Genomic DNA, 26803 nt, shown 5'->3' on the forward strand with positions numbered 1-26803 from the left:
ATTACTACACGAAAAAAAGCAATGCAGGTACGAATGCATTACTTTTTTCATGGTTTTATATTCATCCTCACAGTTCAAACTCCCATTCATCCTTAAGAATTAAATAAAGAACTAGAAGAGTGTTTTCTAAGTCAGAGGTTTTTTCCCCTTCTGGATCCAGGCCGATTTTCGGAAATAACAGTTCGGCGATTTGTTCCGTGAGTTGATTTCTTTCCATTAACGGGATTTGCAAAAAACGGCTGGCATATGTACTGATGAGCTTCCAATCCTTTGTTCCCAATGATTTCAGCGTCCATTCATCAATAGTGAGATCTTCCTTGGTAAGCCCTCTGTTGTTGATTTCTTCCTCGAGAGGTGATTGTTTCTTATTCCGTTTTGCCTTGCGCTCATGAACAACAATCGTCCCAGCGACAAGATCGCCGAGCCGTTTATGCTTTGAATGAAAAAAGATCATAATAATACCAAGAAAATAAGCTGTCGGCAAGGAATCAATGATTCTGATCAGATTCCGGATAAAGCTGGAAAGCAACGTGATGCTATGACCGTTTTCCTGAATGACCCGGATTCCCATTAACTTCTTCCCAAATGTTCTTCCCCCCGAGAAAAACTCAAACGCAAAAAAGTAGCCCCAATTAACGAGAAACAACGCGATAATCGTTATTGCAATAGGCAGTGAATTCCCGATCATAATAAATTCCATTTTTGACATCCCGTCCAGGACAAAAAATAGGACAATCAAGGACAAAATGTTAATGGCCCATAATAGCAACTGATCAATGATAAAGGCTGCAGACCTGCTTCCTAAACCAGCAATTTGAAACTGAATCGACACGAATTCGGGTGTTTTTATATCTACATGTTCTTCATTCATAAGCTTCCCCCGTCACATGGTTGATTATTTCTATTTCTATTTTTCTACAATATTACTATAATAAGGAGAATAAAGACAAAATTAATACATAGCCCCATTAAAGTAGGTGTCAGGATGAATGTAAAACAATTTGTAAAAATACATCGTGAAGAATGGAAACAGCTCGAACAGTTAATCACAACGATAAGCAAGCACAGAAATAATATAACAGGTGACCGAATCACTCAATACCATCGTCTCTATCAAAAGGCGGCTCAACATCTTTCCTACAGTCAAACTTATTTTCCTAAAGATGATGTCACCCAATATTTGAACGGACTTGTAGCTAAATCACATAATCTATTGTATAAAGACCAGGTATCAAGCTTCAAACAAATCCGTCATTTTTTTAGTGAAAAATTTATTGGGCTCTTGTTAGAGCAATGGAAATTTGTCATGTTTGCAATGGTCTTATTTATGATTGGTGCTTTGGGGAGCTTTCTTTCAGTCATGAATGACCCTCTGCATATCTATTCCATTCTCCCAGCGGAAATCGCAAAAGGTGTGGACCCGGAACAACTTGGGACGGGCCATGATGCGGTGGACTCATCCCTCATGTCTGCAAGCATTATGACAAATAATATCAAGGTCGCGGTCTTTGCTTTTGCCGGTGGTATTACATTTGGGCTTGTGACCGTTTATTTGATGGTCTACAATGGCATCATCATTGGTGCGCTCGCTGCCCTATTTTGGCATCACAGTAAATCGTATGACTTTTGGGCATTTATTGTTCCCCATGGGATGATTGAGCTTACAGCCATATTTATTGCCGGAGGAGCTGGTCTTTTAATGGGCTATAAGCTGTTTGTCCCAGGGCAATATTTAAGGAGTTTTCAATTAAAGCAGCAAGCGATGCGCTCCGTTCAACTTCTGCTTGGAACGATTCCCTTGTTTGTTATTGCTGGCATCATTGAAGGGTTTATCACACCAGCAGATATTTCATTAGAAGCAAAGTATATTGTTGCATTCTTAACGGTAATCGGGTTGCTCCTTTATATTGTGATTGGAAAGCTAAAACTTACAAAGGTTATAAAAGATTCTGATTGATAGTGTCAATATAATGCGAAACAGCTGTAATCGCCAACTTTTCTTCACGGGCCTCAATCATTTGGAGGCCTTGTTTTTCCCATTTGATTTTTTCTCTTTTCTTAACAAGAATTTGCTGCTGTGCAATACTTTTTCTCATCGCTGCTTGGACCGTATTCGGTTCCTCTTTGACTCTTCTTAAAAGTGTCTGATCCTCAATCCCAATCATTAAAAATAAATGCCGTTGTCTTAGACGTCTTAATAGCATAAGAGCACTTTCCTCATGAAGAAAGGTGCGGACATCACTAAATAATAGGAGCAGACTTCGTTTCTTTTGAACCATTTCTAAATATTGCAGGATGGCAGCATAATTAGACTCGGCTGCATCCACTTTTAATGAATAGATTGCTTGAAGGATGGTCTGTAGATGGGCGATCCCTTTGGCAGGGGGCACAAAGACCTTCATGTCCTTTGAAAAGGCAAGTACCGACACATAATCCCCCTTTTGGAGTGCTGCCGCAGTAACGGTTAATGCCGCTTCTAATGCTTTTTCTAAGCGATTCCCCTTCGATAATTCTGCCCCCATCATTCTTCCGCAATCAATTAAGATCGTAATATACTTTCCATGCTCCGGTTCATATTCATTCGTCATCACTTCACGAAGCTTCGCTGTTTGGCGCCAGTTGATTTTACGCGGATCATCCCCGACGACATAATTTCTAATCTTGGAAAATTCGCCAACTCCACTGCGCTGTCTTCGAATCTTTAACCCTTCGTAAACCAAATACTTCTGTGCATTTTCTAAATACTGTTTGGTCTCGGTTAAATCAGGAATGACTTTCACTGAATCTGCTAATTCAACTGTCATTTGCTTTTCCCACAACCCCATTAAACTCGCATAACGAAAATATAGCTTCTTGATCTCGTATTTTCCCCGCATCAACGCACTCGTACAATACGAAATCTCGACCGTTGATTCCTTAGATATTGATCCGATGATAGGAAACGGCCTTTCGAAGGACTGCGGCAAACCATCGACCAATCGGTATGAAAAAGGATAAGGAGAGTCATTCTGAACCTCAATCTTTACTGTATATGAAATTCCTCTTTCAAACTCTTCCGCCATCAATCGTTGAAAGAATAGTTGCTTCTTTTTGGGTGAAAAAAACAAGTCTGTCAGACTTATGAAAAGCACAATGATATTAGTAGTAATAACAAAACCCCAAGAAATTTCCCAAATCGTACCGAGACCTAAACCTAAAGATAGGATTAGGAAAACAAGTAGTAATCGTTTAGTTGGTAAAATCCCTCTATCTTGGAACAGGAACCGAGCCCACCAGCTCTTCAATGATTTGGTCAACGGTTGCTCCCTCCAATTCTACATGCGGGGATAACTGAATGCGATGGCGCAGGGCCGGTTTGGCGACTATTTTGATATCGTCTGGCGTCACATAATCCCTTCCTGAAAGGTAGGCCCATGCTTGTGCTGCCTTTCCTATCGATATTCCTGCTCGGGTACTGGCACCAAATCGGATGGCATCTGCATCCCGCGTTTTTCTGACAATTTTCATCATGTAATCTAATACATTCTCACTAACAGTAACTTTTTCGATTTCTTTTCTAATCCTTAAAAAATCTTCCATATCTAAGATGGGTGAAACAACCTTTTCGTCAAAGCTGTTTTCAATTACTTGTTTTAAGACATTTTTCTCTTCCTCATAGCTTGGAAATTCAATTCTCAGTTTAAAAAGGAATCGATCCTGCTGTGCTTCTGGGAGCGGGTAGGTACCTTCAAATTCAATCGGATTTTGAGTGGCCACAACAAAAAACACCTTGGGTAACGGATAGGTTTCACCTTGGATCGTCACCTGTTTTTCTTCCATTGCTTCTAAAAGGGCAGCCTGGGTCTTTGCAGGTGTCCGATTTATTTCATCAGCTAAAAGGATATTTGTAAAAATTGGTCCCTTTAACGTTTGAAAAGTGTTTTCCTTCATATTGTAAATTGTGCTTCCTGTAATATCACTTGGCAATAAGTCAGGTGTAAACTGGATCCGGTTAAAGGTACCTCCTAACAGATTCGCTAGAGTACGCACCATTTGAGTTTTTCCGGTGCCAGGCACTCCTTCTAGCAGGACATGCCCTCCTGCTAAAATAGCGGATAAAAGGAGTCTTAAATTTAGACTCTGACCTAAAATCCTCTCTTCATATTTTTCCAAAAAGGATGTTAATTCTGTTTTCATTCTTCAACCTCTCTCCTTAATTGCTCAAGCTTTTTCGACCATAATAAGTATTCCTGTTTTGTGATCTTTTCTTTTTCGAGGATGTTTACTAACCCTATAAGAAAAGGTCTAATCTCATTTGCGGACACTTTAGTCCATTTTCTTTCAAAATAACTCGATAAATCCTTCCATTCCCGATTATATGGGATTTGCCATCGTTCCTGGAGAAGCAGTTTGACATAGTCTGCTTGGATGATGATTGAATCACAATAGCGTTTGCCGCGTAGAAACCAGGCAGCAACTGCTTGAATTCCCTCATCACTAAAACGAACCGCCTCTTCCCTTGGGACAAAAATAGGTCCGAAACGCTTTCCCTTCGACCATAACCAGAGAATCATCAATAGTCCCCCTTGCAAAACAAGGAGTAAAAACCACATCGGGTACACATTCAAAAAAGTAGACGCATTTTCTCCACCATGAATGTATTCATCAAACAGAATCTTAGCCGTGAACCCTTCATTGATCAGATAGAGAAGAAGTCGTAAATGGTCTTTTTTTAATAGATCCTCATTTGTCATCCACCCAGGGGTTATCGCCACAATTAAATGACCATTTCCATATGATTGTTTAACCGCAATGGGACCAGCCTCATCATATATTAATACTTCCTCTTCCTTCTTGGTCTGCAAACGGATGCCTGAATCGATTTGAGCAAGGTAAGAAGTATGACCTTGAGTGTAAACCTTCATTGTTTCTTGTGTGTCAACTGATACTGTTTTTACGTCAAACATCCCTTGTGGATTGTTTTGTAATAACAAGATGGTGTTTCCGGCCTTCATAAAATTGATATAAGCGTTCATTTCTTCCTTTTTAGGAATAAAAGCAGGTTCAGCCATAACTAGTAATTGGTGGTCAGCTGTTGCTTTTAGTAAATCTGGTGATTGACTCCAGATTTCCCCTGCTTTATCTTTTTTTACATATGTATAAAATGCCTTCACACCAGTCGGCGAAGGTGAATCAGTAAGATATGCTGGGAAAACTTGCGGTTTAGGTGAATAGCTAAAATAGCTGAAGACTAGAAATAAACTGAGCAGGATCAAAAGCCCGATCCAAGTGCGTATTTTGGAAAGAGATTTCATAAAATATTCTTCTCCCCTGTATCGCCAAGTACTTTTCTTGCTTCATAATAAAACTGGGAGTATTCTTCTTTCTGTACGTTGCGTTCCCCATAGGTCACTTCCTCAAAGAAGTGTGCAAGCTTAAAAAAGAGTTCTGCCTTTTGTGAATCTACTTTACTTAGTTCATCATAATATTCCCAATTCGTTTTCCAAATTCTAGCCTCCAGCAATCCCTTTTCATGAAAGTAAAGAAGCAGTGCTAAAAACAAATGGCGGGTGGAAAGTGTATATGCTCCTAACGCCTCTTGTTTTTCTGCCTCTTCCAGATGTTTTTGATACGTCCAATTCATTTCCTTCATCGATTGAAGCGGCTTTTGTTTGCGAAGGAGCCGAGTTCGGCGAGTATGACGGATGAGAAAAAAAGTTGATAAAGCTAACAGGAAGATGATAACCACTATGATTGAAATAAGAATCGGACCGGAAGCTCCGCTTGCTGAATCGATGGCAGGAAACAATTTTTCGAGCTGTGCTGCGATCCAGTCTTTGGCATGATCCCACCATGTTGCAATGAAACCCTTTGATTCGTAATAAACTGTATATTCTTTTGTTTTTAATATTTCTTCAAGGTCATCGCGTGCCTTGTTTGCATCTAACATAATCATCACCTAACATAATAGGTTTTTTATTAAACAGTCTTATAGTCTTCTAGCATCTCTTTGATATCATCCGCATCGTGTCTTGTTTTTAAATCAAGATACATAACCCCATAGCCCACGGAGAAAATCATTGTCGTAACTAGAGTGACGAGGTTTGAAATCAAGGTTAACAACACACTATTACCTAAAACCATTCCAAACGTTACTTGGACACCAAAGCTGATACTTGAAATAATAAAATAAAACACAATATAGAGACCCATCAACACCCATGTACGCTTCCTTGACAATCTCCAGCTTCTTCCTAAACCAGGTGAATCCTTATCCAGTACGACAGAGCCAAAATAAAAGCTCCAGCGGGTTAATAATAGTCCAATTCCAAGGGCAAACCCCAGAAATAGAACAACTCCTAGAAGGATCCCTAAAACCGGATTTACTGTCGTCGCAACCACACCACCGGTGACTCCGACGATCGCGAGTGGAATAATGATAATCCCCATGGTAATCAGAAAGAATAAGATACTGCTGCCAATCATCGGCCAAAATCGTGAAAAGGCTTGTTTAATTACGGAACCGACGGTATATTCTTCATTTTTTCGAACATGATTGATAGTAAATAGGATCGCTGCCTCCGCAACAGGTGCCAAAATGGCACTAATCAAGCCAACTACGATTAATCCGATATCTGCGCTCAAACTGCTGGAATCGAAGGTCCCTGATTCTTCAAAGCTCGTAAGTATTTGCTCAAACCAAGCACCATCGCTGCCAACCTCTCGAAAAAAGCTGGTTCCAGCCATGAGCTGGAGTATCGCTTGAAGCAAGTAAACCGGTCCCATGAAAATCAGTAAAATCATAAAAAAGTCCTTAAAGCGATTTTTAGTTAAATGAAAAGTATGATCGAGTATTTCTCCAAAACCTTTTGGGCTAGAAAACTTTTTATCCACTGGTAATATCCTCCTAGAATCATTATCAATAAGAATTATTTTAACATTATTCAGATATATTTAGTGTAAAAAGTTGTCAAAGAACGTAAATTATGGACTGCTTCCAAAGTAATTATACGTAGGAGATCTGTTTTTCGAATAATATTGTAATTTTTGTCAAAGAATAAATAATGGTTTTGCTTTTTACATATTAGTAAAAGTAATAAAAAGAGGGACAGAAAGTTGAGGTATAAAACATGCTATGGAAATGGAAACAAAAGCAGCAAATAATGAATTATAACGCTGAAGGATATTATATCGTTGATCAAAAATTAAACACCCAGCGGAATCCCACATTAGTTTCTGTCATTACCCCCGTTTATAATGCTGAAAAATATCTGAGAAAAACGATTAACTCTGTCCTAAATCAATCCCTTGGCATGGAAAATTTCGAATATATATTAATCGATGATGGTTCTACCGATTCCTCAAGAGATATTTTATTAGAATACTCTTCAAAATTTGATAACATCATTGTCGTTTTTCTTAAAAAAAATACTGGTACACCTGGACATCCGCGTAATATCGGTATTCAATTGGCTAGCTCCAAATATATTACTTTTTTGGATGCGGATGATTGGCTTGAACCCAATGGACTCGAAGTATTATCGACCATTTTGGAAGAAACAAGTGATGATTATGCAGTTGGGAAAACCATTCAGATTCAAGCAAAAGGTAAGACAATTATTATCGGAGAGCATGAATCATGTAAAGAAAGAAGAAGTGAATCACCATTTACGATCCCACATATCTTTCATCATTTAGGACCCAGGGCACGAATGATAAAAACGAGTGTAATTAAGGACAATCAGATTTTTTTCCTGAAATGAAATTTGCTGAAGACAAACAATTTTTCATTGACGTTTTAACGCATTGTCAGTCAATTTCCACGACGCAACATCCAATTTATTATTTGAATCGAATCGATAATCAAAACACTCGTTTGTCAAATCAGACCAACATTATCCAAAAGACAAATTGTAATCTTAAAGTGATTAACCATATTATAAACAAGAATTTAGAAATAGAAAAAAAGAAGATGGTTTTAAATCGATTATATGAATTTGATTCAATTACGAGATTTTTCACTACACCTCATTTTCAAAAAACAAGACTTAAGCGCGTCTATTACTATAAGTTTAATCAAGTGTTAAAAACAACGAAAAAGTTAAATTATGAGTTTTCAGGGGAATTCTTTCAACCAATGAACAAAGTCGTATATAACTTGTACACTGATCGAAAATATAAGCAACTTGAGAACCTTTTTGCGTGGGATAAGAATGAAAAAATAAAGGATGTTATCATTAAAGATAATCTTCCCTATGTTGTTGTCCCCTTTCTAGAAGACCCATTCAAATATATAAGAATTCCAATGCATTCGACATTTGAAGAAGAATATGTTGATAAGAATAAATATTATCTTAAATTTAAGGTATTTGGTGATCATCTGGATTCACTCACACATGGACTGATTCGTGATACAAACAATGGCCTGCTTGAATCTTCCCTGCCTGTGAACGTTGATAAGAGTGGGAATGGGATATTAGAGTTGGATTTAGAGCTACTAAACCATTATCCGTCATCAAATTATGCTATCTTTCTACGTTTCAATGATTATTTAAAAATTAATATCAGAAAACAGATCCAAAGTAAGAACCAATATCAATATAAGAATCGTGATTTTACTTTTTACAATACCACCTACTCGAACGTTGGATTAAAAATATCTTCCATAAAATAAAGGGTCAGTGGTTACTGACCCATTAAACTTTATTATTAAGCCACTAGAAAAAGACTAATTCTCTTTGTTCACTACTTGATCTTTATTTTCATATACAAGCCAAGCAGAGCCATTGATTTTGTTAGAACCATCAATGATCTTCTGCTTGACCCTTTCCCGTTCTGAGCCAGTTAATAACGTAGGTTGATAATCATTTCTCGAGGAAACCGAAGAAATTGAAAAAGGAACCACATTAATTTCTTTTGCATCTGAAAGTACTCCATTTTTCAAATGAAAGGTCTGTTGAAAAACAAACGTATCCTTGTCACTTGGATTTCTATTTCCGCCAAACATAAAGTTGCCTAGACTATAGACAATAAATTTCCCTTTGTATTCTTCAATCCCTTGAACTACATGAGGATGATGTCCAAGAATAAGGTCTGCACCGCTATCGATGGTAAACCGTGCTAGTGACTTTTGGGAGCTATCAGGAACATAATGCCGTTCACTACCCCAATGATAATGAACTAGAACGATTCGCGCACCTTGTGTCCGTAAATCCTTAATATCCTGCTCCACCTGACTGCGTATTTCTGGTGTGTCCGCCCACCCCTCATAACCTAAAGCGCCAATTTTCGTATCTTTGACAGTCGTAATATATTTATGATCATAACCAAAGTAACCAATTTTCTCATTTTGCAATGAAGTTATCGTATCCTGATAGCCTTTATCTAGGTAATCATGGATATGATTGTTTGCTAGATTTACCGCTTCAATTCCGCCAAATTCTAAAATTTTCGCATAGGATGGATCACCTTTAAAACGAAATGTCTTCACCGCTTTTTGGGTTGCATTTGTTAGTGTCGTTTCCAAATTGACAGTTGTGAAATCATCATTTAAAAAAATATTATCCATGCCTTTGACAAAATACGCTAGTCCTTTGTCAGAAGCTGCTTTGATGAAGGAAGAACTATAATTAAATGATTCATCCGACCCAAGTGTAAAATCCCCAGCAGCACTTATTTTTATCGTTGTTTCTTTAACTGGTTCAGGTTTTACTTCCGGTTTAGTTCCTTGCTTTGGTTCCTCTTTTATCTTCTTAGCAGGTTTTTCCTTAATCTTGGTTGTTTTTGAAACAGCATTCTTTTCCTTCATACTACTATTTAAGTAAAAACCACCAGTAATAAGTAATATAACCGCAATGATAATGAACGGTACCAATGATTTCATTTTTCCTCGTTTTTTGTCTTTTCTACTCATCATAGTACCAATTACCCCTTTTATTTACTGAACTTTCCTAATTCTACAATAATTTCACCCATAACTCTATAAAAAAATAACCCACGATTGTCTCCATTAGGAAGACAACATGGGTTTTTTTTGAGTAGGTTATTTTTACAATCGTGAGAATTCTTCTACCAATTCACCAAACCGTTTCATTGAATTCTCAATTGGAAATGGAGTGGTTAGGTCGACGCCGGTCTTTTTTAACAGTTCAAGCGGATAATCCGAACTACCGCTCTTTAAGAATTCCAAATAGGAAGTTAGCGTTTCTTGGTCGCCTTCAAGAATCTTAGTCGCCAAATGAATCGCAGATGCAAATCCTGTGGCATACTTGTAAACATAGAATGGGCGGTAGAAATGAGGGATTCTGGACCATCCAAATTTTACTTCCTCATCAAAGACAACCTCATCCCCGTTGTATTCCCGGAATAGTGTCTCATAGGTTTGATTAAATACTTCCACATTTAAAGGCAGCCCCTTTTCAGCCATTTCATGTGTCTTCATCTCAAACTCGGCAAACATGACTTGTGTGAAAAATGTCCCCTTAAATTGATCGATAAAATGATTAACTAAATGTTTTCGAACATCAGGATCTTTCTCGTTGTTTAGTAAATAGTTAATTAACAGAACTTCATTGACGGTTGACGCCACTTCGGCCACAAAGATGCTGTAACGTGCCGTAATCTGTGGCTGGTACTGCGAACTCAGCCGGCTGTGGACACCATGCCCGCATTCATGTACCAATGTGAATAAACTGTCCAAATCATCCTGATGATTTAAGAGGATATATGGATGGACCCCATAGACACCAAGATTGTAGGCACCTGAACGCTTTCCTGGTGTTTCCCTAACATCAAGATAACGAGCATCTTTAAACTCCTTAAGAATCTGGATATAATCTTCCCCGAGCGGTGCTAAAGCTTTACACATCGTGTCATAGGCTTCATCATATGAAATCACTTGTTTGACTCCACTGACAAGCGGGACACTCATATCATATTGACGTAGTTCAACTAGCTCCAACTTTTCCTTGCGGATTCGTGAATATTGATGGAGTGGACCGATATTTTGTTTGGTTGTTTTGATTAGATTCTCATAGACCTCTTTTGGCACCTTATCCCCAAATAATGCCTTTTCTAATGCAGAAGGATATTGACGGATTTTAGCAGTTGTCACATTATTTTTGATGGCGGCGGATAGGGTGGCGGCAATCGAATTTTTCAATTGCAGGTATGGTTGATAATAAGCTTTATAGGCCTCTCTTCGCTTTTCACGATCTTTTTCTTCGATTAACTTTGAATACATGCCCCTTGTTAATTCCACCCGTTCCCCGTTATCACTGGTTACTTCCCCAAACTTAATATCAGCGTTATTCATCATTCCAAAGATATTACCTGGGGCCGAGAGTGCTTCACCTAATTGGGAAAGAACTCCTTCCTGTTCCTTTGTTAATACATGCTGCTTGTATCGAAACGACTCCCATAAATCCTCTTCAAAGTAATCCAGCCTCTTTTCAGATGATATGTACCCTGATAAAGTCTTTTCATCCAGGCTTAATAAATAAGGCATAAAGAAAGAGGTGGCAGCACTAACCTTAACACTCAGTTGTTTTGCTCTGTCTAAGTGGGACTGTGCCTGGGTATCCCTTGTATTTTCATCTACACTCAACATAGCATAGGCATAAACTTTGTTGAATAGAAAAGATAACTCTTCTCTTTGCTTAAGATATTGATATAGTGAGTGTCCGTCTTGAATGGTTCCATCATATTGTTTTAGGTTAGCTGCCATCTTTTCAATTAGCAGATAATCTTCTTCCCATTTCTTGATATCCGAATAAATATCAGTTAAGTTCCACTTTTCATGCGCTGGGACTTCTTTTCGATTTGTATAGGTTACCATTTGTCCAATCCGCTCCTCTCAATGTAAAAAATTACAATCAACTTATACTTTCTATCATAATAAATCTATTCTTAAATTCCTATTCGCAAACCTTAAAAAAGAAGAACAAAAAAAGCAGGCCATTAATTTTGACCTACTTCTTAAATATTACTTATTGGATTAATTCTTTCTCAATCACCGCTAATCTTTCCTTTACCTCATCTTCGCTTAAACCGTGCTGTGCAACATAACGGTTGCGAGGATGAACGCGGCACTCATGGGAACAACTCCGTAAGTGTTTATGTTCGTTTTCCTCAGAGCAAAGGATTTTTCGATTACATGCAGGGTTAGCACAATTTACATAGCGCTCGCAAGGCTCACCAGTGTAATAATCCTTTCCGACAATTACTTGCTCTTTTTGGTTAACAGGAACACTTATTCGCTCATCGAAAACATAGAGCTGACCATCCCATAAATCCCCTTTAACTTCTGGGTCTTTTCCGTAGGTAACAATTCCGCCCTCTAGTTGCGATACATCCTCAAAGCCTTCTTTCAATAACCAGCCTGAGAATTTTTCACAACGAATGCCACCCGTGCAATAGGTAAGTATCTTTTTGCCTTCAAACTCCTGCTTATTTTCTCTTATCCATTGTGGGAGGTCACGGAAGTTAAGAATATCCGGTCTTACAGCCCCTCTAAAATGACCTAAATCATATTCATAATCATTTCGGGCATCGATGACAACCGTATCTTCCTTTTGCATTTCCGCAAAGAATTCTTTTGGTTTCAAATGCTTACCGGTTTGCAAATTGGGGTTCACATCATCTTCCAAACGCAAAGTAACAAGCTCTGGTCTAAACCGTACCTTCATTTTTTTGAAAGCATGCTCGGACACTTCATCAATTTTAAAAATAGTCCCTGCAAAAAGTGGATGCTCATTCATATATTTCATGTAAGCGTCAGTTTGTTCAATGGTGCCTGACACCGTTCCATTAATTCCTTCCGCCGCAATGATAATTCGACCTTTTAGACCTAGTTCATTACAGTAGTTAAGATGTTCCTGGGTCACTTCTTCAGGATTCTCTATTGAGACATATTTATAATACAATAACACTCTATAGTCTTGATTCATGTTTACCACCTTACAATTTTATATATATTAAATACTTAGTTTTTAACATTAACCTTATGATTATAGCAATAACCAACAAATAAATTCAAATTATTTTACTCTCCGTAGGCTGTTTTACCTACATAGGTTGATATTACCAACCGTTCTTCTTCGTTTTTTCTGTTACAATTTTATATATGAGAAATAATAAGGAGGAACACAATCTATGAATAAACGTCATCTCCTCCTTGGTCTGGTCATTGGAGTGACCTTCATTGGAGGAATACTAACTGGAGTCATTTTCACTAATAATAATGAAAAGCAAGATCGTCCCAATACGCAAATATTAGAAGATGCACCTAAATCGGCCATAAAGCCAAATTCAAAAGAACTCCCTAAATTGAAGAAGGCATCATCAAAGGTGCTGATCGGCTATGTTCAGGATTTTCGTGATCCAAACATGGTTGATTATTCCAAATTAACACATGTCATTTTCTCCTTTGTTCATCCTACTAAGGATGGAGGAATTTTATTTAATGGTGATCCAGCTTTAAAAAACCTTAGAGCTGTTGTTAAAAATGCAAAAAAGCATGACACGAAGGTGATGCTGGCGATTGGTGGATGGTACCACATCAAGGGTGGAGAATCCTATAATTATTTTAAACCGGCGATATCTGATCCTAAATCTAGGGCAAAGCTAGTTAAAGAGCTTACTAATATCGCAGTCCGTGAAAATCTGGATGGGATTGATATCGATTTTGAACACCCTCGTTCAACAGAGGATGCACAAAATCTCTCTGCTTTTGCGAAAGAGTTAAGTGCCCAGCTTCATCCAAAAAAGAAAGAGCTATCTATTGCTGTTTATTCAAAGATTCATGCGGTGACGTTAACGGAAGTAGCCTTTATTCAGTATGATCCATCTATGTTCAAAACGGTAGACCATGTTAATATTATGGCATATGATGGTCAGTATGACGGCAGTTACAATGCCGCAAATTTATCGCCCTATCCATATACAGAGAAAATCGTAAACTATTGGACGAACCTATTTGAAACTCAGAAACTTTCAAAGGAAAAATTAGTATTGGGCGTCCCGTCTTACGCCACACCGGAAGATCCTAAAATCAAACAGGTATCCTTTGCTGCAATAATTAACAATAATCCTGCCAATGCTGGAAAGGACACTGTTCAGATGAATGGTACGACCTACCATTATAATGGCGGTGTTACGATGATAAAAAAAACACGTCTGGCCCTCGATCACGGCTTTGGCGGCATGATGATGTGGGAAGTTGGTCTTGATGCACAAGGGTCACATAGTCTGACAGGGACAATTTTTACAGAACTTAAAGCATCGGGTAAAGAACCAGTTAAATATTATACTGCAAAAGGATATTAACAAAAAAAGGCTGTTCCCACAGGAACGGCCTTTTTTCGGACGTCAATAGCCTCCATACCTTCGACTGAAGCCTCTTTCCCCTTTTTCAAACAACTAGGTGCCTAACACCCATTTTGACACGAAATTGTAATAAATATTGGTATTTGTCGTATATTTTTCCAAACTTTTTGAAGGAGATTGTCGAAAAAGAGAGAATCAAGTTAAGGAGGTTAAATAAAGGAGGAAATAGATATGAAGAAATTGCTAACAGTTTTATGTGGAATCATTATTGCATTATCGTTGTTTGTGACTACTGGGAATACGGCAAAAGCAGAAGAGTTAGTGCAAGCACCAGAAGAATCCCATGAATGTGGTTGCGTTGTTTCACAAGTTTTTGGAGCTGAAAAAAATAAAATTGTTGCTGATTTAATAAGTAGTCAAGAGTTTAAGAATGTAAAACACTCGTTTAAAAGCGACGGATATAGATGGAGAGGAATAAAAAATATCGAGGTATTCATCAATCATACGATGGGAGAAATGATAATGGTCGGAGTACCTTTTAATAAGGAGGATGGAACTATAGAGATGGCTGTTTTTTTTAATGGAATTTATATGGATCCAAACCTTCTTGGAAATTAATATTTTATTAATAAAAAAATCCTTCCCAAGGAAGGATTTTTATGTTGCTTTCATTGGTACAGATCACCCAAACTGCCAAACACTATGACTGAGGTTTCCATATCGAAAACTGCGATGCAGCAAAGTAGCTTTTTGACTATCATCGGCTGCTCCCATCGCATAGAAAATCGGGATGAAGTGTTCATTGCCATAGCGAGGTACGGCATATTCAGCATTTGGAGCAAGTGAATCATACTTAAATAAGGAATCCAAATCCCAATTATTCAGATGGGTTGCCAACCAATCATCAAACTCAAGGGCCCATTGATCAATCTCGTTATCTGCCCATTTCACCGCGCGGAGATTGTGCACTGTTCCCCCGCTTGCAATAATTAAAACATCATTAGCTCGTAATGCCGATAAGCTTTTGCCGATTTTATATTGTTCCTCTGGTTTAAGTTTCGGGTTGACTGACATCGCAATGACCGGTATATCAGCATCTGGATAAAGTAGACGAAGAACCACCCATGCCCCATGATCCAAGCCGCGTTTTGATTCGACATCAAATGGAACACCGTTTTTTGCAAACAGATCCTTAATTTCTTGTGAAAGCTGCGGATTACCTTGAGCTGGATACTTAATCTGGTATAAAGTTGGATCAAATCCACCGAAATCATAAATAGTATCATACGTATCAACTTCGCTTACTTTTTGCATTGATGATTCCCAATGGGCCGAAAACAAGATAATTGCCTTTGGGCGAGGCAGATTTTGCCCGAGTTGATTTAGAAACTGAGTATATTCATTGTTCTCAACCGCAAGTAAAGGTGCACCATGAGCAATAAAAAATGATGGCATCATACTACTTCCCCCTCTTTATGATTAATTTCTTGTTAATGAAGTTGAATCTGTTCGTTGACCTTTAAAAATAATCTGATCTAATGCAAACATTTTGCTGCCATTGATGGCAATAAACACAGCCATCGCCATTAAAGCTAAATCTAATTCATAACCAGCCATTTGTCCATTCCCTAAAAAGCCTATAGCTAGTTTCACTTTGATTGTTGCACCAATCATTAACAAAGCCAATAAAGCTGAAACGATTCTACTGCCTAAACCTAAAACTAATGCAGCTCCACCGATCATTTCTACTAAAGCAACACCATATGCTAAGAATCCAGGTAAACCAATGCTTTCAAACCATCCTACGATATTTTCGATTCCGCCTTGGAATTTAACTAACCCATGAACAAAAAACGTCACACCTAATATTACTCTTAAAATTAATGTACTTGCCTCATATTTTTTTAACATTATTATTTCCCCTTTTTAGTAAATTTGTTTTTATTTCTCCACTTTTTCTAATAACCATTGCGTGAAATCTTTATGGTTTTCTACTGATACTGAATGTCCTTCTTGATACGTTTTAAAAGTTACCATCGCCCCGAGCTTTCGAAAATATTCGTTATTAGCTAGACCCCATTCAAATGGAAGCACCTGATCCATCTCACCATGTGAAATAAACAAGGATAATTGTTCGACGGGCAGAATGTTGTACTCTTCTTTGACAAAAGCAGGTACGTAACCGCTGAGGGCAATTATACCCTTGATCCGATTTCCCAGTGATAGGCCAAGCGTCATAGAAAGGATTGCTCCTTGGCTAAAGCCGAGTAAAAATATCTGACTCTCATCAATCGAGTATTCGCTGCAGGCGTAATCAATAAAACTAGTCAGTTTACTAATTCCTTCATCGAACACTTCCCGATGAGGTTTTCCATATCCCTGAATAGTAAAATATGCATAGCCTGGCGGCTGCGAAAGATGCCCGCGGACACTAAAAATAAAGAAGTGGTCTTCTAACCCGTTAACCAAAGACAGCATATTTTGTTCATTACTTCCAATTCCATGCATTAGAAACAGTGCAGGATATTTTTTACCAGGTTCAATTTGTGCTGGTCGACGAAGTTCATAAATCATCGGTGAATTCAATTCCATCATCCTTTCTTAAAAAATTCACTCCTAATACCATTAGGGTGGCTGTTTATTTGAATACTTAACCTCTATAAAAGGTAAATATCTTCTAACGGTATCAACCCTTAAATACAAATAAATAAAAATGATTCATATTAAGAAACAAATAGGCAAAAAAAGAAGATGGCTCATTTGTTTTTATATATGAATATTTATTGTTTATAGGATAACAAAGAACTAGTCAGATTGTCAATAAATATTTTCTAATATAAAAATTTGTTTCACATTAGAAAACACATAAAAAGAGAAACCGAATTGGTTTCTCTAAATGGTATCGATAATCTTTCAAGATACTTATATAGTAGACACAAAATCCTTTATCTCTTTAATCAGATCATGTGGATTCTCATACATACTCATATGACCGGAATCTTTTATGATTGATTGTTTAATATTCGCTCTGCTGACCGAAAATGTCTTTTCTGCCGGAATGATTTGATCTTGTTCACCTGCGATTAATAGAACGGGCATGGTAGAAGCTTCTAATACTTGATTACGGTCAGGACGGTCTTTCATTGCATTTAATGCATCGATCGCGCCCTCTGCGGAAGTAGTATAGCCAATTTCCATTGCTGCTCCAACATAATTCTCATCCTGGTTAACAGGCGAGAATAGTTTCGGTACCAAGCCGTCGATAAGCGAATAAATGCCTGACTGGTTTACTTTCTCAATATTTGACAGCCTGCCTTTTTTCGCTTCCTCCGAATCTGGAAAGGCCGTGGAATGAATGAGCGAAAAGCCGTTTAATTGATTGCTGTACTTTTCTGCAAAGGCCAGGGTGATATAGCCGCCTAAAGAGTGACCAAACATCGTTACTTCCTGTAAATTTAATTCAGCCAAAAGGTTTTTTACTTGATCCGCAAGATTCTCAATCGTACTGCTTCCTTTTAGAGGTCCTGACTGTCCATGTCCCGGAAGATCAAGAGCAATCACCCGGCAGCTGTCTGACAACACAGGAATAACATGTTCCCAGTAACGGGAGCTTCCACAAAAACCGTGCAAAAGAACGATTGGTTTCCCTTCACCCTCATCTATGTAGGCTATCGTTGAATCTTGAAGCGTAACTTTCTTAGATTCCATATTGGTACCAGCTCCTTTTCATTTTTATTTTATTCAAAATTGCTGCTTACTAGTTTTCATTACTAAATATTCGAGTCTTCCTTGGTATTTCCTTTAAAAATCTTCACTTTCAAAAAGAGAGAGCATAATTGCCCTCTCTTTAACTTTTCTATATTTAACTTTTCAACTAATTTGCTCTTCACTATTATCAATACTCAGTAAGGTTCTTTTACTTGGAACTTGCGTTAAATTTGATTTTTTCAATAAATACGTTAAATGTTCAATCGGCATGGAACCGTGACCTTTGCTATCTGCAAGTATGAATTGGACAGTAACACCATTATAACTTTTGACAGTCATTGTCTCAGCTGAATTAAAAAAACCTTTAATACCTTGTGAAATTTGATATTTCATACCTTCTTCAATTAACATTAGATTACTCCTTTTTATATGTTTTTCATAGGTAGTATGCCAAGAAAGATTTTATACATACATAATTTTCCCAATTGAATCAGGAAAAAATAAAAGAGAGATTAATTAATCCCTCTCAGACCAAGGCATATTACTCTCCCTTTTCCTCTTCTTCGTCCATTATTTCATCAAATGCTGCAGACACCTTTTCGAACTCTTCATCACTTTCAATCGCGGAAAAATCACCATCTTCATCTACCTTCAGAAAGAAGATATCAATATCTTCATCGGATTCTTGTGCGACATCTTCAGCAAATCCGACAGCCACATATTCATTTCCTTCTATAGTCATTACCCCTAGCACTTCCACTTCTTGTTCTTCGCCGGTTTCATCGCTAATGGTAAAAATTTCGCCTACTTCAATTTTACTCATCTATACGTTCCCCTTTCATATAAAAAGTATATACTTAACACAGTATCCCTAAAAAGATTAGTTTTCATTCGAAAACATGGTTTACCACTACATATTCGACAAAAATCTAATATAATAAGTTTATAAAGCTTTCTAAGGAGAATCTCAATGAATCAAAAACAGCTAGAAGAAAAGATTATCGAAAACTATCGCGGTGAAGAGAAAATGATGATTCTTGTATTTGCTCAATGGTGCGTGAATCATGATCTTGATCCGGAAGAGTTATATTTGCGAGCCTATCCGAATCAGTCTACCAATCCTACCTTAAAAGAAGCCATTGAGCTAACCGTTTCGAAAGAAGAAGCGGGAGAAGTAGGTGACCAGACGTTGCTCGGTGTATTAGCGTTGTTTGGCAATGATGATCTGGCTTTTGTTGTTACAGAAGAAATAAGCAAATTGAAAAAATAAGTTTTGTGCAATTCCAGAGTGGTTTTTACGTTTAGACATTGCTAAAAAGCAGACATACTTAACAGCTATGTCTGCTTAATGGTCTATTTAATAATTATATTCCCTGTTAACTGGGGAAGGCTTGAGCAAGAAATCTTTTAAAGCCTCTCTATTTTCTTCCAAATTAATCTCAAGAACAGCACCCGAATGTGGATAGGTTTTATTTACATAGCTATTTTGAACTGGAATCCGTAAACTATCGATATTCTTAACTGGATAAAAGACCAATTTAGATAAAACCGATAAAATTTCTCCTTTTTCCATATCAGACTCCACATGATTTAAACCTTGATCCACAAAATCTGGAAGTGCTGCTAACGACTCAAAATGACTAAATTTATTCCTTAATTGTTCCTTTACCTTTACAAGGACTTCTTGCTGGCGTCGAACGCGACCAAAATCACTTTCATCATCGTGTCTAAACCGTACATATTTAAGTAACTCCCTTCCTTTAAGCGCATTTTCTCCAGGTTTTACCTTCATATTGAAATCATCAATCATTTTTTGACTTACATTCACTGAGATTCCTTCTGGGGAAATCAGATCAATAAAATTAGCAAACCCTTCAAAATCGATCGAAACGGAGTGGTCCACTTTAATTCCGAAATTATCATTAATCGTCTTTTTTAATAATTCATTTCCGCCGATAAAATAGGCCATGTTAAGCTTGTCGTACCCTTTTGGATGCCCGGGAATTTTGACATAACTGTCTCTCATCAAGGAAATTAACTTGATATTACCTTCTTTAGGAACATATTGGGCAATAATGATTGCATCTGAGAAGGATTGAGGTTCGCCTCTTGAATCGCTGCCAATTAAAAGAAAATTCATGATTCCTTTTGAATCTTTATGTGTACTGTCTTCAATTTTTGATGGTGAAGAGGGTTGAACTTGATTTTGATCACTTAAATCTCCCGCTGAACAACCTCCTAATAACAAGGAAAGTACAATTAATTTGATTAATTTCACACTTTTCACCAACTTTCAATAATATTCGCTCAAAGATAAAAGTTGCTACCATCTTAATTTCTCATTTATTACTTTTGTTTATTCTTTCTACCATTATCTTTCCTATTTTCTATCCTTGGAAAATTTGCATAAAAATTCCTATTCTACACAAAATAAAAAAAAATATTTTGAGGGATACCAATGACACCCAAGGCAGAACAACCAGGCAAGGAAGGAACTCCGCAAAAATCTAACGAACAAGATTGGCTCCAACGTTTATCAAAATCAAATGACTTTGTTCATGAGCATACTTCCATAAAAGAAGATCATCCTTTTTGGCTTTCGTATTATCGCACACTGATTTCATCTGACATCCTCCATCAGGATGTTTTGCCCTTTTTGAATGAGCAGCTATCATTAGAGGAATTAAAAAGTGTTATACCTGTACAAGAAATTCTTTGTACAAATGATCCAAAGGTAATCATTGAAAACCTAATGCGGGGATTCTTGGCTCTTCAAAAGGATGAACAAGATGAAGAATGTTTATTAATTAATATTGCTAACAGTAAATTCCGTGATGTTAGTATAGCAATGATGGAATCGTCGACAGTTGGACCACAAGTTGGTTTTATTGAAGAATTAGACACCAATCTTAATCTTATTCGAAAGCGATTACCTGTCCCTGAACTGCTTGTAATCGAAATGAAGGTTGGCGAACTTTCAAAAACAAATGTTGCCGTTATTTATATGGATGGGATTGCGGATCCGGAAAATGTGAACACGGTTGTTCAAAGAATAAACGATGTTCAATATGATCATATCCAGGACAGTGCTTATCTTTCTTCAATGATTGAAGACAATTCGAATTCCTTGTTCCCACAATCGATATCAACCGAACGAGTCGATCGTGTGGCAGCAGGGCTAACGGAAGGGAAAATAATCATTGCTGTGGATGGGTCACCAAATCTAGTCCTTGTTCCAGTTACCTTAGTTGAATCGTTTATAGCGATGGAAGATTATAGTTATTCCTGGATTATTGGAAATTTCTTTCGACTCTTACGCTTTTTTGCTTCGTTCATTTCTGGGCTAGCTAGTCCATTGTATGTAGCGATCATGACCTATCATTATGAATTGATTCCTGCCCCATTGCTCGAAACTTTAGTTGGTTCAAGGGTGACTGTTCCCTTTCCTCCTTTTTTAGAGGCTTTAATGTTAGAAATCATGATTGAAATGGTAAAAGAAGCAGGGATTCGATTACCCTTTAAAATCGGACAATCTCTTGGGGTTGTGGGTGGTATTGTTATAGGACAGGCAGTGGTTGAAGCGGGGTTAACTAGTAATGTATTGCTTATTTTAGTAGGGTTCGGTACCTTAGCTTCCTATACTGCGCCGGTTTATAAATTTAGCAACACTGTTCGGTTTATTAAGTTTCCAATAATTTTTCTTTCCCAATGGTTTGGATTGTTTGGGGTGTTTATAGGATTCCAATTTACATTCATCCATTTATTACGGTTAACTTCTCTCGGGCGTCCTTATATGAGCTTATACCCATTACGATTAACATCCTTTCAAGATCTTTGGTTTAGACTTCCTTTTTCCAAGCAGAAAGAAAATCCGACCACCCTTAGACCACAAAAGAAAAGAAAATCAACTGGGAATCGAGAAAACCCAGAACCAGTGAACGATTTTTATGAATAAATCGTAAAGGGGTATTCCATTGCAAGTGAATAAAAGGCATCAAGTTTCTCCCTATTTAGTTTTCTTTATTGTTTACAATTCACAAGTTGGGGTTGGCATATTAGGATTCCAAAGAACCATTGCTGCAAAAGCAGGATATGATGCATGGATTGGTGTAATCTTGGCAGGGTGTTTAGTTCAACTATTCATATGGATGATGTTTAAACTGCTCGAAAATGCCGATGGAGATATCCTTGATGTACATTCAAAAGTGTTTGGGAATATTCTTGGTAATCTTTTTAGTCTTATCATTATGATTTATTATTGGTTGGCCAGTGTCTCGGTCTTACTTGGATTTATTGAGATTATTCAAGTTTGGATGTTCCCTACATTACCCTCATGGATAATTTGTTCATTAATCTTAGTTTTAGTTTATTATTGTGTGTCCGGAGGATTTCGGGTTGTTGTTGGTGTTTCTTTTTTGTCATTTTTATTTCCACAAATCACCCTAATCGTCCTTTATATTTTTCCATTGAAAGCTGCTCATATTACCAATTTACTGCCAATCATGAATCACTCTTTTTTGGATATGCTGGATGCAGTCAAAAGTTCTATGTATACGTTAGCAGGAACAGAAACGTTACTCATGTTCTATCCATTTATTAGAAATCCTAAATCGTCAAAAAAGTTCACTCATTTAGCTGTATTGTTTACTACCTTACTATATACGCTTTCTGCGATTGTATCATTTATGTACTATAGTGAAAGACAATTAAATGAAACCATTTGGCCAGAATTAACTTTAATAAAAATTATCCGGCTATCTTATTTAGAGCGCTTTGAATACCTTTATATCTCCATGTATTTAATTATCGTTTCATCGTTGATCGCTCTTCTATTATGGTGTTCGACACGAGGTCTAAAGAGAATTTTTAAAAAGAAACAAAAGAACTATTTAATCATTCTAAGTCTACTTAGTGTGGTTATATCTCAATTAATAAACGAACAATTGAAAGAAACACTGGATAAATACGTAACCCAAATGAATTTATGGATCTTTTATGGCTACATCCCAATCCTCCTAATAATTTTCACAATACTAAGAAGGAGAAAACAAAATGGCTAATCGAACCTTAATAGGAATAGGGGTTACTATTTTCTTATTATCCGGTTGTTCATTGATACCCACCAATATCGTCAATCAAATAAACATGATCCAGGGTGCAGGATATGATTGGGCCGGAAAGAATACGATAAAAGGAACCATTACCTATCCAATTTATAAGAAGGATCAGCCCTCTACCACTGAAGTCAAAATAAGCTTAGGTGAAACGAGTAAAGAAATTCGGAGCAACATAAATAATGAGTCACGGTATCCATTAGTCAGCGGTCAATTACGGGTTGCACTTTTTGGAAAATCACTAGCCAAAAAAGGAATTACTGATGTGGTTGACACCCTAAACCGTGACCCTGCCATTGGCAGTATTATTCAAATGGCTGTTGTCGATGGAGATGCCAGTGAGCTACTTAAAATGGAGAAATTCAAAACAGAAAATGTTTCGTTGTTTGTACAAGAAATGCTAGATCAAGCCATGAAATCAGATAATCTTCCTGAATCAAATTTACAAACATATTCCTTTCAATTTAACCAAAATGGACAGGATCCCTACTTGCCATTAATCAAACAGATAGAAGATAATATTAAAATTATTGGCCTGGCGATATTAAAAGATGATCGATATGTCTTTCCTATTTTTATGGAGGATGCATTCACATTTAAATGTTTAGTTGATAAATATATACAAGGCTTACAGCGTTTCACTTTAGAAACTGGTGAAAGGGTCGTTCTAGATAATCTTCATTCAAAAGCACACTATCAAGTAAAAATAAAAAAAGGCCGACCGGAATTTACGATTAATCTTAAGTTGAAAACAAGGCTTCAAGAATTCACATCTCCAAAGAAAAAAAGGGTAGCATTGGATAAAAAACATATCCAAAAAGATATTGCCGAGCAATTAGAAGAGCACTCATTAAAACTCATCAAAAAGTTTCAAAAACATGGCGTGGACCCTTTAGGTCTAGGTGCAAAATATAGAGAGCAGGATCGCGGTTTTAATGAAAAACAATGGAAGAAATTCTATCCAACTGCAAAAGTTCATGTACATGTAAAGGTGAATATCAAGCAAACTGGGACTGTAGATTAATTCTTTAAAAAGGATATTTTCGAGGAACATGGTCAAAATAAAATCAGGGCTTGTAGCTCAAGTGGTAGAGCAACCTGTAGTCCTTCATGTTGACTGCAGTGTTTCTTGTGGGTTCAAATCCCACCAAGCCCTTTTACTTTTTATCCAATGAAAAAAGGTAAGCCAGTATAAACACTGACTTACCTTTTTTATTTTTTTATTTTTTTATTTTTTTAATTACACTAAGCCAAAATATCTAACTGTTTGTGTGATAATGAGTGGAACAAGAATCGCAATAACAGTCGGAATCATAAACGCAAGAAATGTCCATTTCTTACTCTTCGTTTCCTTATAAATATTAATCAAGGTAGTGCCGCAAGGATAATGAAGCAGCGAAAATAACATCATGTTCAATGCTGTAAGCCACGTCCAACCGTGATCAACAAAAATTTTCTTCAAATCTACCATGCTATCAACTTCGGTTAAAGATCCTGTTGATAAATAACCCATCAAAAGGATTGGAAGGACAATTTCGTTTGCTGGTAACCCTAAAATAAACGCCATCATGATGTAACCGTCAAGGCCAAGCATTTTTCCAAATGGATCCAAAAACTCAACAGCATACATCAAAATACTGGTATCACCAATGTAAATATTCGCAAAAACCCAAGTTAAAATCGCTGCTGGAGCTGCCACTTTAACGGCACGCACTAACACAGACCAGGACTTTGTTAAAGATGAGCGTATCACGGTATCAAATATCTTCGGTTTACGGTAAGGCGGTAGTTCTAATGTATAATGAGTAGGTACTCCTTTAAGGGCCGTTTTCGACAGAACCCAAGAAACAAAAAAGGTAACCACTATACCAAATAAAACAATACCGACAACGACCCCTGTGGTAATAAGTGATGCTACCCCACCTGTAAAATTGGCAGCCATGAATAACGATGCTAAAACAATTAAAGTTCCCCATCGGCCATTACATGGAACAAAGTTGTTTGTTAGGATGGCCAGCATCCGCTCTCTTGGTGATTCAATAATCCTCGTGGAAATCACCGCAGCTGCATTACATCCAAACCCCATCGCCATTGTTAATGATTGCTTCCCATGGGCACCGACTCTTTTAAACAGCCGATCCATGTTGAAGGCTACCCTAGGAAGATAACCATAATTTTCCAATAACGCAAATGTTGGAAAAAAGATCGCCATCGGCGGGAGCATAACGCTAATCACCCATGTTGTTCCCCGGTATAAACCGAGAACAAGGATCCCGTGCAACCAATCGGGTGCATGCAGGAAGGTAAAAAATGATGTAATATACCCCTCTAAGAATCCAAAAAACTCAGCTATCATTGAGGATGGGATATTTGCTCCAGCGATTGTTAAATAAAATAGAACTCCTAACATGGTAATCATGATGGGAAAGCCAAATATAGGTGAAGTAAAAACCGCATCCAGTTTTTCCGTCCTTGTGTCCCTTTTCGATTTTGTATAGGAAATTCCTTCATGACATAATTTATGACTGTGATCGTAAAGGTTTTGGACAATATCATCTCTCAGCTTTGGTGTCGACAGCTCCTGAGCTTCAGCATAAAGCTTTTGAATATTCATTCCCTAAACCACCTCCTGCAACTACTCGGTTACTAATTTCATTCAGTAATGTTTCATCTCCATCTAGCAATCTCAAAGAAACCCAACGAGCAGATAATTGATCACCAACAAATTCACGTACTTTAGGTTCAATTATTTTGATCTTGGCTTCGATCTCAGCAGGATAGGACACTTGAACCGGGTTGCATTCAATCACCCCTGTCACAATGCGGTCAATGGTATCTAAGAGCATAGGGAATCCCTTTTTGTTCCTGGCAGAAATCTTGATGACGGGAACCCCCAACCGATTGGTCAACAATCGCTCATTAATCTGAATTCCTTGTTCTTCCGCAACATCAATTAAATTGATACAAATGACAACATTTGTTGCCATCTCTAATACCTGCAACGCTAGATTTAAATTACGCTCTAATGAAGTCGCATCTAATACCACAACCGTCACATCTGGTTTTTCAAAAACGATATAATTTCGTGCTACTTCTTCATCCGTTGAATTCGAGAAAAGTGAGTAGGTGCCAGGAAGGTCAATAAGATTAAACGTTTTATCTTTATGCTGAACAGTCCCGTGTGCAAGTGAAACGGTTTTTCCTGCCCAATTCCCTGTATGTTGTCTGAGGCCGGTTAAGGCATTGAACAAGGTACTTTTCCCCGTATTCGGATTTCCAGCTAAGGCAATTCGATATTCTTTACTCATAAGACACCAGCTCCCCCTCTATTCTTGAACTTTCCTCTCTTCGAAGAGCAATCGTTGTTTGACTGACACGAAAGGCAATCGGGTCTCCCAACGGACTTTTACGCATGACCTCAACTAATGCACCTGCCACAAATCCTAAGTCTAATAATCTTCTTCTCATCACACCGTCCAGATTTAAAGAAGTAATTTTAATTAAATTGCCTTTTTCACCATTTACCAGTTTGATAATGTTAGGGTTATCCATCTCTCTTTCCCCTCCTTCAAAGTTTTTACCTAGTGCAACTTTTTATTAATTATATGTTTAATTTCCAAAATTGTCACCTTTTTTGTAAAAATAAATATTATCTGCGTGTTGGAAACTAGGATTTT

At 37.4% G+C, this 26803-nt stretch carries 28 protein-coding genes and 1 tRNA gene; 10 read left to right on the forward strand and 19 right to left on the reverse strand.

The window, feature by feature from the left end; all coding sequences use genetic code 11:
• Nucleotides 1–67 precede the first annotated feature (67 nt).
• Nucleotides 68–871: an RDD family protein gene (locus AB7942_RS10740; protein ID WP_369446841.1), complete on the reverse strand. Its 804-nt coding sequence runs from the start codon at nucleotides 869–871 to the stop codon at nucleotides 68–70.
• Between the two features lie 114 nt (nucleotides 872–985).
• On the opposite strand from AB7942_RS10740, the gene AB7942_RS10745 reads away from it, so the two are divergent.
• Nucleotides 986–1957: a stage II sporulation protein M gene (locus AB7942_RS10745; protein WP_369446842.1), complete on the forward strand. Its 972-nt coding sequence runs from the start codon at nucleotides 986–988 to the stop codon at nucleotides 1955–1957.
• On the opposite strand, the gene AB7942_RS10750 is transcribed toward AB7942_RS10745, so the two are convergent.
• Genes AB7942_RS10750 through AB7942_RS10770 form a run of 5 tightly spaced genes read right to left on the reverse strand, consistent with a single transcriptional unit; the run spans nucleotide 1938 to nucleotide 6873 of the window.
• The gene (locus AB7942_RS10750; protein ID WP_369446843.1) at nucleotides 1938–3296 is read right to left on the reverse strand and encodes a DUF58 domain-containing protein; all 1359 of its coding nucleotides are present in this window, start codon (nucleotides 3294–3296) and stop codon (nucleotides 1938–1940) included. The two genes, AB7942_RS10745 and AB7942_RS10750, sit on opposite strands and share 20 nt — an antisense overlap.
• Nucleotides 3247–4176, reverse strand: coding sequence for an AAA family ATPase (locus tag AB7942_RS10755; RefSeq protein WP_369446844.1), 930 nt, complete (start codon nucleotides 4174–4176; stop codon nucleotides 3247–3249). Before AB7942_RS10755 ends, AB7942_RS10750 begins: the two co-directional genes overlap by 50 nt.
• On the reverse strand, nucleotides 4173–5294 hold the full coding sequence (locus AB7942_RS10760; RefSeq protein WP_369446845.1) for a DUF4350 domain-containing protein: 1122 nt from the start codon (nucleotides 5292–5294) through the stop codon (nucleotides 4173–4175). The genes AB7942_RS10755 and AB7942_RS10760 overlap by 4 nt, the downstream gene beginning before the upstream one ends.
• Entirely contained in the window at nucleotides 5291–5929 is a 639-nt protein-coding gene (locus AB7942_RS10765) for a DUF4129 domain-containing protein (RefSeq protein WP_369446846.1), read from the reverse strand. The genes AB7942_RS10760 and AB7942_RS10765 overlap by 4 nt, the downstream gene beginning before the upstream one ends.
• 29 nt (nucleotides 5930–5958) lie before the next feature.
• Nucleotides 5959–6873 carry a hypothetical protein gene (locus tag AB7942_RS10770; RefSeq protein WP_088087844.1) on the reverse strand — a complete coding sequence of 305 codons (915 nt, stop codon included), beginning with the start codon at nucleotides 6871–6873 and terminating at the stop codon, nucleotides 5959–5961.
• Between the two features lie 236 nt (nucleotides 6874–7109).
• Here AB7942_RS10770 and AB7942_RS10775 point away from each other — a divergent pair, with 236 nt between their 5' ends.
• Entirely contained in the window at nucleotides 7110–7742 is a 633-nt protein-coding gene (locus AB7942_RS10775; RefSeq protein WP_369446847.1) for a glycosyltransferase family 2 protein, read from the forward strand.
• Between the two features lie 374 nt (nucleotides 7743–8116).
• Nucleotides 8117–8653: a hypothetical protein gene (locus AB7942_RS10780; RefSeq protein WP_369446848.1), complete on the forward strand. Its 537-nt coding sequence runs from the start codon at nucleotides 8117–8119 to the stop codon at nucleotides 8651–8653.
• Nucleotides 8654–8707: 54 nt separating this feature from the next.
• Here AB7942_RS10780 and AB7942_RS10785 read toward each other — a convergent pair whose 3' ends face one another.
• The 3 genes from AB7942_RS10785 to trhO form a co-directional block, all read right to left on the reverse strand.
• Nucleotides 8708–9895 (reverse strand): CapA family protein, encoded by a 1188-nt coding sequence (locus AB7942_RS10785; protein ID WP_369446849.1) that lies wholly within the window; start codon nucleotides 9893–9895, stop codon nucleotides 8708–8710.
• Nucleotides 9896–10027: 132 nt separating this feature from the next.
• A complete protein-coding gene (pepF, locus tag AB7942_RS10790) occupies nucleotides 10028–11815 on the reverse strand; it encodes an oligoendopeptidase F (protein ID WP_369446850.1) in 1788 nt (595 codons plus the stop codon).
• Nucleotides 11816–11966: 151 nt separating this feature from the next.
• Nucleotides 11967–12926: an oxygen-dependent tRNA uridine(34) hydroxylase TrhO gene (gene trhO, locus AB7942_RS10795; RefSeq protein WP_369446851.1), complete on the reverse strand. Its 960-nt coding sequence runs from the start codon at nucleotides 12924–12926 to the stop codon at nucleotides 11967–11969.
• A 205-nt stretch (nucleotides 12927–13131) separates the two neighbouring features.
• Between trhO and AB7942_RS10800 the strand changes: the two genes are divergently transcribed.
• Together AB7942_RS10800 and AB7942_RS10805 are read left to right on the forward strand one after the other, a co-directional pair.
• Nucleotides 13132–14304, forward strand: a complete 1173-nt coding sequence (locus AB7942_RS10800) for a glycosyl hydrolase family 18 protein (RefSeq protein WP_369446852.1) — start codon at nucleotides 13132–13134, stop codon at nucleotides 14302–14304.
• 231 nt (nucleotides 14305–14535) lie between these two features.
• Nucleotides 14536–14922, forward strand: a complete 387-nt coding sequence (locus AB7942_RS10805) for a hypothetical protein (protein ID WP_098934214.1) — start codon at nucleotides 14536–14538, stop codon at nucleotides 14920–14922.
• A 63-nt stretch (nucleotides 14923–14985) separates the two neighbouring features.
• On the opposite strand, the gene AB7942_RS10810 is transcribed toward AB7942_RS10805, so the two are convergent.
• The 6 genes from AB7942_RS10810 to AB7942_RS10835 form a co-directional block, all read right to left on the reverse strand.
• On the reverse strand, nucleotides 14986–15762 hold the full coding sequence (locus AB7942_RS10810) for a dioxygenase family protein (protein ID WP_369446853.1): 777 nt from the start codon (nucleotides 15760–15762) through the stop codon (nucleotides 14986–14988).
• A gap of 21 nt (nucleotides 15763–15783) precedes the next feature.
• A complete protein-coding gene (locus AB7942_RS10815; RefSeq protein ID WP_088087851.1) occupies nucleotides 15784–16215 on the reverse strand; it encodes a DoxX family protein in 432 nt (143 codons plus the stop codon).
• Nucleotides 16216–16245: 30 nt separating this feature from the next.
• Entirely contained in the window at nucleotides 16246–16896 is a 651-nt protein-coding gene (locus AB7942_RS10820) for an alpha/beta hydrolase (RefSeq protein ID WP_373408539.1), read from the reverse strand.
• 330 nt (nucleotides 16897–17226) lie between these two features.
• Nucleotides 17227–18012: an alpha/beta fold hydrolase gene (locus AB7942_RS10825; protein WP_369446854.1), complete on the reverse strand. Its 786-nt coding sequence runs from the start codon at nucleotides 18010–18012 to the stop codon at nucleotides 17227–17229.
• 162 nt (nucleotides 18013–18174) lie between these two features.
• The gene (locus tag AB7942_RS10830; protein ID WP_369446855.1) at nucleotides 18175–18423 is read right to left on the reverse strand and encodes a hypothetical protein; all 249 of its coding nucleotides are present in this window, start codon (nucleotides 18421–18423) and stop codon (nucleotides 18175–18177) included.
• Between the two features lie 130 nt (nucleotides 18424–18553).
• A complete protein-coding gene (locus AB7942_RS10835) occupies nucleotides 18554–18835 on the reverse strand; it encodes a DUF1292 domain-containing protein (protein ID WP_088087854.1) in 282 nt (93 codons plus the stop codon).
• A gap of 147 nt (nucleotides 18836–18982) precedes the next feature.
• Here AB7942_RS10835 and AB7942_RS10840 point away from each other — a divergent pair, with 147 nt between their 5' ends.
• On the forward strand, nucleotides 18983–19282 hold the full coding sequence (locus tag AB7942_RS10840) for a hypothetical protein (protein ID WP_369446856.1): 300 nt from the start codon (nucleotides 18983–18985) through the stop codon (nucleotides 19280–19282).
• Nucleotides 19283–19369: 87 nt separating this feature from the next.
• On the opposite strand, the gene AB7942_RS10845 is transcribed toward AB7942_RS10840, so the two are convergent.
• Nucleotides 19370–20290, reverse strand: a complete 921-nt coding sequence (locus AB7942_RS10845) for an LCP family protein (RefSeq protein WP_369446857.1) — start codon at nucleotides 20288–20290, stop codon at nucleotides 19370–19372.
• A 180-nt stretch (nucleotides 20291–20470) separates the two neighbouring features.
• Between AB7942_RS10845 and AB7942_RS10850 the strand changes: the two genes are divergently transcribed.
• The 4 genes from AB7942_RS10850 to AB7942_RS10865 all read left to right on the forward strand — a co-directional run bounded on the left by AB7942_RS10850 (nucleotide 20471) and on the right by AB7942_RS10865 (nucleotide 24282).
• Nucleotides 20471–21967 carry a spore germination protein gene (locus AB7942_RS10850; RefSeq protein WP_369446858.1) on the forward strand — a complete coding sequence of 499 codons (1497 nt, stop codon included), beginning with the start codon at nucleotides 20471–20473 and terminating at the stop codon, nucleotides 21965–21967.
• Nucleotides 21968–21992: 25 nt separating this feature from the next.
• Entirely contained in the window at nucleotides 21993–23072 is a 1080-nt protein-coding gene (locus tag AB7942_RS10855) for a GerAB/ArcD/ProY family transporter (protein ID WP_369446953.1), read from the forward strand.
• Nucleotides 23065–24150 carry a Ger(x)C family spore germination protein gene (locus AB7942_RS10860; protein WP_369446859.1) on the forward strand — a complete coding sequence of 362 codons (1086 nt, stop codon included), beginning with the start codon at nucleotides 23065–23067 and terminating at the stop codon, nucleotides 24148–24150. Before AB7942_RS10855 ends, AB7942_RS10860 begins: the two co-directional genes overlap by 8 nt.
• 46 nt (nucleotides 24151–24196) lie before the next feature.
• Nucleotides 24197–24282: transfer RNA gene (locus tag AB7942_RS10865), tRNA-Gln, on the forward strand.
• Between the two features lie 84 nt (nucleotides 24283–24366).
• Here AB7942_RS10865 and AB7942_RS10870 read toward each other — a convergent pair.
• The 3 genes from AB7942_RS10870 to AB7942_RS10880 are packed head-to-tail and all read right to left on the reverse strand — an operon-like array spanning nucleotide 24367 to nucleotide 26678.
• Nucleotides 24367–25740, reverse strand: a complete 1374-nt coding sequence (locus AB7942_RS10870; RefSeq protein ID WP_369446860.1) for a nucleoside recognition domain-containing protein — start codon at nucleotides 25738–25740, stop codon at nucleotides 24367–24369.
• Nucleotides 25715–26434 carry a FeoB small GTPase domain-containing protein gene (locus tag AB7942_RS10875; RefSeq protein ID WP_369446861.1) on the reverse strand — a complete coding sequence of 240 codons (720 nt, stop codon included), beginning with the start codon at nucleotides 26432–26434 and terminating at the stop codon, nucleotides 25715–25717. Before AB7942_RS10875 ends, AB7942_RS10870 begins: the two co-directional genes overlap by 26 nt.
• Nucleotides 26427–26678, reverse strand: coding sequence for a FeoA family protein (locus tag AB7942_RS10880; protein WP_088087862.1), 252 nt, complete (start codon nucleotides 26676–26678; stop codon nucleotides 26427–26429). The genes AB7942_RS10875 and AB7942_RS10880 overlap by 8 nt, the downstream gene beginning before the upstream one ends.
• Nucleotides 26679–26803 lie beyond the last annotated feature (125 nt).

Source organism: Neobacillus sp. BF23-41, assembly GCF_041106275.1.